This window comes from Ruegeria arenilitoris (genome assembly GCF_013031355.1).
GTDB classification, from domain to species: domain Bacteria; phylum Pseudomonadota; class Alphaproteobacteria; order Rhodobacterales; family Rhodobacteraceae; genus Ruegeria; species Ruegeria arenilitoris_C.
Map to the genome: position 1 here is coordinate 1 of NZ_WPZO01000020.1, position 10663 is coordinate 10663.

The following is a 10663-nucleotide window of genomic DNA, read 5'->3' on the forward strand; positions in this document are numbered from 1 at the left end:
ACAAAGTTTGACGAACCGGCCCAAAGCCGCCGCTGACTGAGCCGCGTAATGCTGTGCTGCGGCCTTTTTTTTGCGACGTTCACGGCAAGCACAGATTAGCGTAGCTGCCAGACCGATTCCTCTAACTCGGTGCTTGGTTCTTGCGAGACTAAAAAATAGCATCGTTCAATTGGTGCTGTTGGTCTAGGTTTAGGCAGAAAAACCTGCCCCAGCCAAACCTTGGCGTCGTTTAAAATGAATGCCCTGCCCAATGACGCTCATGCAGTGTCCAACACCTTGGGCAGGGCTTTTCGGTAGATTATCACACGTCAACGTGAATTATGTGTAAAGTCCATCGTCCAATTGGTCTCCCAGTTAACGCCTCCATCCGTTGAGAAGGCCTGTTCCCATCGCGGGACTATGCCTTTTTTCCAGAGAAAACGTACCATAATGGCCTGACCATCCAGAGAGTCTTCGGCAAAAAATTCACCGACTTCACCATCAAACCGGCCCTTAACAGGCGTATCAAGAGTATGTGGTGATCGGCCATCGAGCCACCAAATCGCCCACTGACCCGACCTGATGTCAAAGCTACGCAGTGCAATTGCGCGATAGGGATCTTCTGGAAGATCTACAAAATTGTCTTCAACGTTTCCATTGCCCGCCAGGATCGGGGCGGTTCGGGATGATCCATCGAAAGAATCCCATTCCTGGCACCCTACAAGACGTTCCCGCAATCTTCGGTGCTGTACAGTCCAGGAGCCAAACATGAAGTCGAAATCATTCTGAGCTTGCTCGCTCCCCTTCTGGTTCAATTTTATGTGCATGGTCTCTCCATTGTTCGTGACATGCACACTATTACCGAGGATAACCTGACATCATGTGTCATGTTTTTTGAGGGTGGAATGAAATCGTCGCGTTTGCTTTCAATCCTGATACGTCTTCAAACGCGCGGCCAAATGACGGCTGATCAATTGGCAGAGGAACTAGAGGTTAGCCCGCGCACGATTCACAGGGACATTGATCAGTTGAGCTATGCCGGCGTCCCTGTGTTTGCAGAACGAGGTCGCAATGGCGGGTATAAGTTGCTGGACGGCTATCAAACACGTTTAACAGGCCTAGACGCCGACGAAGCCAGCAGCCTTCTTCTCTCCGGACTTGGTGCGGTTCTTGACGATCTGGGGTTGCTGGAAGCTGCGAACCAGACCGAGTTGAAGGTTCTGGCCTCGCTTCCGAATGCAACGCGCGACCATGCCGCCATCGTATCCGAGCGATTTTTTCTGGATCCGGTGAGTTGGTATCGAAAAAAAGAAGATGCCCCTTTTGTCCGGCAAGTCGCTGCCGCTGTATGGGCACAACAACAGCTTTCCATAAGATACGAGAGTTGGAGGGGCGTCGTGGAACGTATAGTGTCACCTCTGGCAATCGTTCTCAAAGCAGGAAGTTGGTATCTTATCGCCTTGGTCGATACTCCCCGAGTTTACAAAATTGCTAAAATCCAGAGCATTGAGGCATTGGACAAAGTTTTCTCTCGACCTGAAAATTTCAATATTCGCGAGTTTTGGGACGTTTGGAGAACCGATTTCGAGCTCCGGCTGAAATCTCAAACTGTTACGCTTAAGGTGACGTCCGAAGGGTTGCGCTTGCTAAGCGAGATGGGCGTCGCACCGGACACCCAAGCAGTTACCCATAAAGTTGATGGATTGCATATCGTGACCGTGCAAATGGAATACGGAGCAATTACCATCCGCAGTATTCTCTCCTTGGGCAAAGAGGTCGAGGTTATTTCCCCCACGAGTCTTCGGAAAAATGTAATCGCTGAAATTCATAGGATAGCTGGTCACTACTCTTCCTGACAGCGAGGAAGTCCAAGCTCGATTTAAGAGCGGAAAGCGTTTGCGCCCGCGGCAAAGTCACATTTTGTCCCGAAAATTGGAATCTGCAAAGTCTAGTCGTGAATGTCCGCATAGGGCTGTTTGCGAACCTCCAATCAGCCCGCAAACCCAACCTAAATTCTTCAACAGTTCAGTCACCGTCTTTTGAGAAAGAAGATTTGATGAAATCCTCTTTCATCATGTGAGCTTTCATGGCCGGTAGGCCAATGGCTCTCAATCCGATGATTGCTGCATAGATCAAAGTCGCTGAGGCAAGAGCGTCCAAGAACCACCCGATAGGTGTCGCAGTAGCACCAAGGTGCCCTGGCAGTGTTGCGAGTGCCGGTATCGTCCAAAATCCGGTCAAGCCATGTAGAACCAGCGCGATCCAAAACCCGGCGCAGTACGGGCAACGCCATTGTTCATAGAGTGAATTTAGCGGCCGAGGCAGCGCCGCAATGAAGCGGTTGAACCACGTTCCCCATTCAGGGAGTTTCTCCCAGATCAAGATGTGGATGGCCGTCGCCATTAGGACTAGTTCGAATGTCATATTTCAGTTTCCCTTTTTTATTAGTCAGTCTGACTAACTTACTGTTGCAAATTTTTTTTCAGACCGACTTCCGATGCTGCCTTACTGCGATGTCAATCGCTCTGACGTCATCTTCGGACAGTTCCTCAATCAACGCATTTGCGGCTGCTTCATAAATTTCCTCACCAGAAGACAGTAACATCTGACCCTGTTCGGTCAGTACTATGTGTTGAGCGCGGGCGTCGTACTGGCAAGGGAAACGCTCAACCAACCCGCGCTCCTCAAGCTTCAAGACCATCGCACTGGCTGATGCTTTTCTCACACCCATTTCATCAACGACATCTTGAAGATGCTGCCCGTGATTGTCTTTGTCCGTTTTTTTAGACTCCTGATCCTTTATCGCGCGAAGATACTCGTATTCGCTGTGGGTCATCCCCAGTTTCCCACTCACTTTCGCCCACTGTCTGTGGCCTTGTCTGTGCGCCAGTTCGATCAGCCTTGCCAACTTCATGCTACTACCTTATTTAGTCAGTCACCCTAACTAACCTGTATGTGTGCGAATATGTGTGCGAAGTCAATAGTGCTTCCGCAACTTTGTACACAATCAAATCGAAGCAGAGGCCACGCCCATATGATTCAAGACTTTCAGAAGCCTTTCGCGGCTCCTCCAACAATCTTTAGCGTTTCCCTGATTGTGGGCCTACTTGTCGGTTTTCTTTTGCCATGGTCCGTGCTGCCATGGGTTGTTCAGCTCGTTCTTGGTCCCTTGGTAATTCTAGCAGGCGTTCTTACGGTCCACAGTTCCATTAGGGAAATTGAAGCTGCCAATACAACATATGATCCGTATGACGTTTCAACTGAACTCGTCACCTCTGGTATTTATCAGTATTCGAGAAACCCGGGTTATCTGGGCCTCGCGGTCATCCAGTGCGGAATCGCTGTCCTGCTCGATAATGTCTGGATCGTTATCGCTGGTTTGATCGCAGCGACTGTCACGACGGTATTTGTCATCCGCCTTGAAGAACGCAAGCTAACTGATGCCTTTGGCGAATCCTATACTGATTATCAGAAGCACGTTCGGCGCTGGGTCTGAAGGTAAGCCACAGACGTTTTGAGTTGAAGAGATAAGGCGATCAATTGGGCCCGCTCAGGGCTCAAACCGAACTTGCGGCGACGCTGCGCGAAATCGGGCTCGGACGGTCGATCTGCGGACAAAGCACCATTTCGCTGCACTTGCGCCAATTACCGCTAGTTGAAACTTTACAAACCAGCTGATCCGTTCTATCGCGGACTTACGCAGGGGAGTCCCGCCTATGGGACTGAGAGGCTGATTTGGTGAGAACCAGGTGACGCGACCCTTTGAACCTGACCCAGTTGACACTGGCGTAGGAAGCTTAGGTAGCATCGCGGGATCTGGCCCGTGCAACCCGAACAGAGGGCATATCGTGCCTTCGCCTCCTCTCCAAACTCTACTGGTGTATTTTTGAGACCTGAGCTTGAGGAGCACCAATATGAATGTCCCCAACCCCAAAATCACCACTGGTGAATTGCCCGCGTCGCGCAAAATTTATGTCGAGGGAGAGATGCATCCGGAAATTCGCGTACCCATGCGCGAAATTTCAACCCACCCCACTGCGGGTGAAACACCGCTACCTGTCTATGACAGCTCAGGCCCTTATACCGATCCGAATGCTCTGACCGATATCAAGCAGGGATTGCCTGCGCTGCGGGCTGGTTGGATCAAGGCGCGCGGTGATGTCGAGGAATATGACGGGCGCGAGATAACCGACGCCGATAACGGGTTTGTTCAAGGCGACAAGCTGACACCTGCGTTCCCGGTCAGGCCACGCCCGCTGCGTGGCAAAGAAGAGGCCGCACCGACCCAATTGGCCTATGCGCGCGCCGGGATCATCACGCCGGAAATGGAATTCGTGGCGATCCGCGAAAACCAGCTGCGCGAGACGTCGCCTTGCCATCGGGATGGGAACGACTTTGGGGCCAATATCCCCGATTATGTGACGCCGGAATTTGTCCGATCGGAAATTGCCGCAGGGCGCGCGATCATCCCCAACAACATCAACCACCCTGAAAGCGAACCGATGATCATCGGGCGTAATTTTCTGGTAAAGGTCAACGCCAATATGGGCACATCCGCCGTGACCTCCAGTATGGAGGAAGAGGTGGACAAGATGGTCTGGGCCATCCGCTGGGGCGCCGATACGGTCATGGATCTCTCTACCGGGCGCAACATCCATAACACCCGAGAATGGATCATCCGCAATTCCCCGGTGCCGATTGGCACTGTCCCGATGTATCAGGCGCTGGAAAAGGTGAACGGCATTGTCGAGGATCTGACCTGGGAGGTTTTCCGCGACACGCTGATCGAACAGGCCGAACAGGGTGTGGATTACTTCACCATCCACGCGGGCGTTCGTTTGCACATGGTGCCGATGACCGTGAACCGGGTGACCGGGATCGTTTCGCGCGGTGGCTCGATCATGGCCAAATGGTGCCTGCATCACCACAAGGAGTCGTTCCTTTACGAGCATTTCGACGAGATTTGCGATATCTGCCGCCAGTATGACGTGGCCTTCAGTCTGGGTGACGGTCTGCGCCCCGGTTCGATCGCGGATGCCAATGACGAGGCGCAGTTTGCCGAGCTGGAAACACTGGGCGAATTGACCAAGATTGCATGGGCCAAGGATTGCCAGGTCATGATCGAAGGGCCCGGCCATGTGGCCATGCACAAGATCAAGGAGAACATGGACAAGCAGTTGGAATGCTGCCACGAAGCACCGTTTTATACGCTTGGGCCGCTGACCACCGATATCGCTCCGGGGTATGACCACATTACCAGCGGTATTGGTGCTGCGATGATCGGTTGGTTCGGTTGCGCCATGCTGTGTTACGTCACTCCCAAGGAACATCTTGGCCTGCCGGATCGAGACGACGTGAAAACCGGGGTGATCACCTACAAGATCGCCGCGCATGCTGCGGATCTGGCCAAGGGCTTGCCCGGCGCGCAGCGGCGCGATGATGCATTGTCTCGCGCGCGGTTTGAATTCCGCTGGGAAGACCAGTTCAACCTGTCACTTGATCCCGACACCGCCCGGAATTTCCACGACCAGACCCTACCCAAACAAGCCCATAAGGTGGCGCATTTTTGCTCCATGTGCGGGCCGAAATTCTGCTCCATGCGGATCAGCCATGACATTCGCAGCGAAGCCCAGAAGGAGGGATTGGAAGCGATGGCCGAGAAATTCCGCGAAGGAGGCGATCTGTACATGCCCGTGAATGAACCGGTTGAATGATCATCATTGTCGGGGCCGGTCTGGCCGGCCTCGCCTCAGCCTTGGAACCCGCCTGTCCCGGGGCGGCGATTGGCAGTAATCTGACAGTTTCGATTTCTTGCCTTTCAACCTACCCGTAGACCTTTTGCAACACTTCAAGATGCTCGTAGCGGGGGGGTCTCTGACGGCGTGGCTTTCAAGTGGAGCTCACGACCGAATGGCCCGACGTACCGCTGCCGACAGCCTGAATCTGCCATTCGTGCATCCTGCAGCATCGCGTAGTTTGGGCTCGTTGCTCCCATTCTCTGCAGTAGGCATCAACAGATCGAAAGAGCCCCTACCGGCCATTGGTTGCCCTTCGGTCTTTTGCTCATGCAGCAGGTCGCAAACGGGACAGAGCGGACTGTCTGCAGGCATGTAATGGACCGCTTTCTGTTTTTCGAGAAGATTGCGCTGCCCATGAACGGACAGTCATCAGAGTCCAAGTTCTTCTCTCAGGCGCGACAGGCGCTGCATTGCGTTGTACTGCCAACCCGGTCGATAGTCTTGGCGGTAGGCGCTCCCACCTGACAACTCAAGAAATGGACGCTCCTCCAGGATCGCAAAGTGCTCACGAGACCCATCAAGCGCGTGGCTGTTGTGAAGATTCAACCAGACCAAACTTTTGATCTGTGTAACAGGCCGCAGCGTTTCAATTTGTGTCGTGCCAATGTCAAGACGCTCAAGTGACGGTATTGCTGCGATGGGCGACACATCGGACACCCAGGTGTCATGAAGATAAACCAACTTCAGGTTCGGCAAGCCCTGAAGCGGTTTGAGATCGGAAACTCGTGTCATGTTCACGTCAAGATGTTCGAGAGTCGCATTACCTTCCAGCCCGGCCAGATCGCTTAAGCTGGTTCCCCGTGCGTTCAGGTACGTTAAGTTTGGAACATCACCGATGTTGGCTGGCAGCTTCCGAAGATCGACAAGGTCGCTGAAATTTAGGTTATTGGTTCCGGCAGAAATTGCATCTGCGACCCGCTGCTCGGCTACAATAAGCTGTTGTTTTGCAGTTCTCATCAGTTTGAACTGCCACGCCGCAAATGCGGCTAAGGCAACAATAAATAGTAAGATAATTTTCCTCATACAATTGGTGGTTACCGATCGAATGTGGTCAATCTGTGACTGCTGCGCTTGGGGCGAAAAGCAGGCATTTATTCAAGCCGCGGTCTCTGCACTACAGGCTCTTTGCCGCCTGTTTCTGCAGTGAGCTTGAACAAGCCATTTGAGCCCAAAGCAGACCTTCACAACTAGACTTTGCAGTTCCCAAGTTGCGCAACAAAGCTGTTTTCATGACATCGGAGCCAATGGCGGCTTCAAAGATTGACTACATGATCATTCGCTGGACTGCTGCCGGGCGACCGCCCACAATGGCCACGACTTGCCACAGAACCGCTTCTGCGTGACATTTGGAGACCAAGAGGGGATTTCGACTACCGTGGACTTCAATCAGATACGATACTTCCTGGCGCTGGCTGACACGCTGAACTTCACTCGGGCAGCCGAGCAGTGCTTTGTCTCTCAACCAGCACTGACACAAGCAATCAAGCGGTTGGAAACAGAGCTTGGCGGGGAATTGATCCACCGAGATGGTCGCGACAACGAACTGACCGAACTTGGCAGGTCATTGCGGGCTCATTTTGAACAGATAGACCGAACTCGGCATATGGTTCGGGCAACTGCCAAGGCCGTGAATGCGGGAGAAATCGCGGAACTGAATATTGGTCTGATGTGCACAGTCGGTCCCGGTGTGTTGGCCCCGATGCTGGATGAGTTTCGCGTTACCTATCCGATGGTCTCCATTTTGCTGCACGACGTTGCACCCGCCTCCATTCCCGAATTGTTGTTGTCAGGTGCCCTGGATGGCGCCTTCTGCGCCCGCCATGGCCCTCCGCATCCGCAACTGGACTATGTTGAGCTGTTCGAGGAGCCCATGGTCATTGCGTTTCCTTCCGAACATCCGTTTTCCAAACTTGACACAGTGCCTCTGCGTGACATTGCCAAGCAGCAATATGTCGAGCGGCTTCACTGTGAATTTCGAGAAGAAGTCCTGGAATTTTACAAAGAACTGGACCTCGAGCTCGAAGTCGCGTTCAGAAGTCAACGAGAAGATTGGATACAGGGGCTGGTCAGAGACGGCGTGGGTGTCTGCTGCATTCCCCGATACTCTCTATTGCGTCCCGAACTGGAGCATCGACCAATTGTCGAGCCCACCCTTTCAAGAAAGGTCTCCTTCGCCACAGTCGGTCAATCGACGCCATCGCCTGCTCTGAAGGCGCTTGCGGAACTTGCAGAGGCGCATGAATGGCCGGAGTATCAGCCAGCCGATTGACACACGGCAGCAAATCGTTCGCGCAGACTAGCCCAGCAACTCAGCTCGCATGTATATGCGTGACCATAAGCATTGCCTATCGTCGTCGATCAACTCGATATTTCCGTTCAAACTAACCTCGAAATACGATCTGCCCAACAACAGGCGCTTGCGTCTGTGTAAGGCTCAAGGAGGATCGTAAAACACATCTGCTAATGGGTGGCCGAAACCGACGCGGAAGCTGCAGAAAATGCAACCATCATTGACTTGTAGCGAGACGCTTCGGTCAGGTTTCTGCTTTTAGCCTATTTCCCATCTTGCGAGCCAAAACGGCGACGTGTTCGCGGGTTTGAGGCACGCCTAGAGCCTCAAGTGCAGGAGGGAGTCCGTTGCCGGTTGAGGAAACAGAAGCCGCGTTCGAAAACGAATTTTGGGATCACTGGGAGGTCGGCATCTATGTTGAAGCCACCAGCGGGGAACCTTTGTTCGCGTCATACGACAAATATGATGCCGGAAACGGATGGCCAAGCTTCTTACGACCGATAGCGGAAGAAAAAATCGTGGAAGTCAACGAACGCGAACATGGTGCAATACGCATCTTGCTGCGTTCCAAGGCAACAAACCGGCACATCGGGTATCTGCTCTTGGACGGGCCGGAACCCACCGGGCTGATCTACTGCATTAAGTCTTCGGCCATTCGCTTCGTACCAATTGACGCGCTGCCCCAGTCATAACGTTGCCCCTCAAAAACTCACACGCGGCATGGGGGCATGCCAGGCTTCAAAATTACATGGGAGAACCAAAATGAAACAAGTATCCAGATCTGCTTATCTAACCCTCACAACGGCATCAATTGCAGTGGTGAGCGTAGCTGGAATGGCGCTGGCATCAGGGCACTTTATCTCGGGTTTGCAGGGGCAATACCCGGAATATGACCTCAATGACACCTATGTCTTTCAGTCCAGTAATGATGGTTACACAACCATCATTTCCTCCGCAAACCCGAGCACGCCAGGTTCAGCGGACTCTCCTGCTGGTATCACGTTCGGCAATGAGGGCATCTACAATATCCATATTGCGCAGGATGACAGCTTTGAAACCGGCATGACTTTTGCATTCACTTTCGACGGCGACAGTATCGAAGCTCACAAGATCGGCTCTCCGAATGCAGAGGTTGGCGAAACGGGTGAAACTCTGGGCGGAGGGAACGTCGGCGATTTGCTAACACTGCCCGGTGACATTCGGGTCTGGTCCGGGCGCGGTGAAGAACCGTTTTTTGGCAATGGGATCGGTTTGGCCAAGTTCAATGCCGCCAAACAGGGCGGAACGTTTTCGCCGGAAATTTTTCAGGAAGACGGAGATCTGTTCCTGGGTGCAACCTCCAGCTTTATTGTCATTGATATCCCGAACTCAATGCTGAGCGACGAGATCAAGGTTTTCACGACAACAACAGTTCCGCACAAGGGCGAATGGAGCCAGGTTGATCGGCATGCCAATGTTCTGTTCCCGTATGTATTCCTGTCTGACACGCCAGCGGTTCAGGAAGATCACGAGCAACACCGACCAGATCTTGACGTGGTAGAACGCCGTCAAGCAATCGTAAACAACGTGTTTTGGGCGGTTTCGGCGTCCAAAGCAGACGTTGGCAACGGTGTGGAATACGCGGAGAAAGTCGCGGATATGGTCATGCCGGACGTGATTACGTATCGCCCGGGGTCAGAGGCCAGTTACGTCGTCGATGATCTGAACGGCCGCGCGCTGCAAGATGATGCGATGAACACTGTGTTGCAGCTCATGATGGGTGTACCGGTCGATGACAACGCCGATGACAGCCACCGCTACTCGGCCGAATTCCCCTACATCCTGCCCACAAACTGACTCCAACCTCGCACATCTGTGCTCCCGGCCACTGAACGTCGTGGCCGGGTTAGCCCACAAAGTCGGAGAAATGTCATGAAGAAGTTTGTTGCTGCCGCAACCGTTTTGACCTGTATTGGTTTTGTTTCAACGGCCGAAGAGGCGATGAATCTACCAGTGTCATTCAACGCTGATGGAACCGTAAACCGGCCTTTGAATCACAGACAATGGGTGAATGTTGGTACGACCCTGATACCGAAGGGTGAAATCAACATTATCGACGACCTTCCAATACCAACCAGCGAATACATCGACACCTATGTCGAACCCATGGCATTCGCCATTTACATGGCCACTGGAACCTGGCCCAATGGTACACAGATCGTGAAAGAGTTTACGGCTACAAAGCCAGCTGACGCTGGCGAAGTGTTGACGGAGAGCCACTACAATGGGTTGGCCATGTTGGTAAAAGACGCCCAACGGTTTCCTGCGGAAACGGGCCACCTTGGATACTTCAACTTTGGCCATCATTCTGAACCGTATGAGACCGCGTCAAAGGTTCTGCCTCGCGAGCAGTGTTCAGCGTGTCACGAGGCGCTGGCGAGCGAGCAACAGTACATTTTCGCTGACCATCACATTGGACTAAAACGAAAGCAAAAGTGACAGGGTTACTAGTCGCATACATGAATCCGGGAAGTACTCTCAGGGCTCAAATGCACCGTTGAGCTTCAGGTGTTCCGAATGCGACAGTTCGTCAGCCCGCATCGACGCCGAACTTTGC

11 protein-coding genes and 1 riboswitch are annotated in these 10663 nt (G+C 52.9%); of the genes, 7 read left to right on the top strand and 4 right to left on the bottom strand.

Annotation, left to right across the window (positions count from 1 at the left end; all coding sequences use genetic code 11):
- Window positions 1-308 precede the first annotated feature (308 nt).
- Complete coding sequence (locus tag GOX63_RS23440; RefSeq protein WP_170328000.1) at window positions 309-806, bottom strand: DUF1579 domain-containing protein; 498 nt, start codon at window positions 804-806, stop codon at window positions 309-311.
- A gap of 78 nt (window positions 807-884) precedes the next feature.
- On the opposite strand from GOX63_RS23440, the gene GOX63_RS23445 reads away from it, so the two are divergent.
- The gene (locus GOX63_RS23445) at window positions 885-1835 is read left to right on the top strand and encodes a helix-turn-helix transcriptional regulator (RefSeq protein WP_170328001.1); all 951 of its coding nucleotides are present in this window, start codon (window positions 885-887) and stop codon (window positions 1833-1835) included.
- A gap of 169 nt (window positions 1836-2004) precedes the next feature.
- Here the strand turns inward: GOX63_RS23445 and GOX63_RS23450 are convergent, their stop codons facing one another.
- Window positions 2005-2403, bottom strand: a complete 399-nt coding sequence (locus GOX63_RS23450) for a hypothetical protein (protein WP_170328002.1) — start codon at window positions 2401-2403, stop codon at window positions 2005-2007.
- Between the two features lie 58 nt (window positions 2404-2461).
- Window positions 2462-2815 (bottom strand): MarR family winged helix-turn-helix transcriptional regulator, encoded by a 354-nt coding sequence (locus GOX63_RS23455; RefSeq protein ID WP_254436088.1) that lies wholly within the window; start codon window positions 2813-2815, stop codon window positions 2462-2464.
- Between the two features lie 198 nt (window positions 2816-3013).
- Between GOX63_RS23455 and GOX63_RS23460 the strand changes: the two genes are divergently transcribed.
- Together GOX63_RS23460 and thiC are read left to right on the top strand one after the other, a co-directional pair.
- On the top strand, window positions 3014-3475 hold the full coding sequence (locus GOX63_RS23460) for a methyltransferase family protein (protein WP_170328004.1): 462 nt from the start codon (window positions 3014-3016) through the stop codon (window positions 3473-3475).
- A gap of 195 nt (window positions 3476-3670) precedes the next feature.
- Window positions 3671-3791, top strand: a riboswitch (TPP riboswitch).
- A gap of 102 nt (window positions 3792-3893) precedes the next feature.
- Window positions 3894-5693: a phosphomethylpyrimidine synthase ThiC gene (gene thiC / locus GOX63_RS23465; RefSeq protein WP_170328005.1), complete on the top strand. Its 1800-nt coding sequence runs from the start codon at window positions 3894-3896 to the stop codon at window positions 5691-5693.
- 453 nt (window positions 5694-6146) lie between these two features.
- Here thiC and GOX63_RS23470 read toward each other — a convergent pair whose 3' ends face one another.
- Entirely contained in the window at window positions 6147-6800 is a 654-nt protein-coding gene (locus tag GOX63_RS23470) for a leucine-rich repeat domain-containing protein (RefSeq protein ID WP_254436089.1), read from the bottom strand.
- A 352-nt stretch (window positions 6801-7152) separates the two neighbouring features.
- On the opposite strand from GOX63_RS23470, the gene GOX63_RS23475 reads away from it, so the two are divergent.
- From GOX63_RS23475 to GOX63_RS23490, 4 genes are all read left to right on the top strand, one after another.
- Window positions 7153-8046 carry a LysR family transcriptional regulator gene (locus tag GOX63_RS23475; protein ID WP_170328006.1) on the top strand — a complete coding sequence of 298 codons (894 nt, stop codon included), beginning with the start codon at window positions 7153-7155 and terminating at the stop codon, window positions 8044-8046.
- A 368-nt stretch (window positions 8047-8414) separates the two neighbouring features.
- On the top strand, window positions 8415-8759 hold the full coding sequence (msrB, locus tag GOX63_RS23480; RefSeq protein WP_170328007.1) for a peptide-methionine (R)-S-oxide reductase MsrB: 345 nt from the start codon (window positions 8415-8417) through the stop codon (window positions 8757-8759).
- 70 nt (window positions 8760-8829) lie between these two features.
- The gene (locus GOX63_RS23485) at window positions 8830-9903 is read left to right on the top strand and encodes a DUF4331 family protein (protein ID WP_170328008.1); all 1074 of its coding nucleotides are present in this window, start codon (window positions 8830-8832) and stop codon (window positions 9901-9903) included.
- 75 nt (window positions 9904-9978) lie between these two features.
- Window positions 9979-10545 (top strand): cytochrome P460 family protein, encoded by a 567-nt coding sequence (locus tag GOX63_RS23490; protein ID WP_170328009.1) that lies wholly within the window; start codon window positions 9979-9981, stop codon window positions 10543-10545.
- Window positions 10546-10663 lie beyond the last annotated feature (118 nt).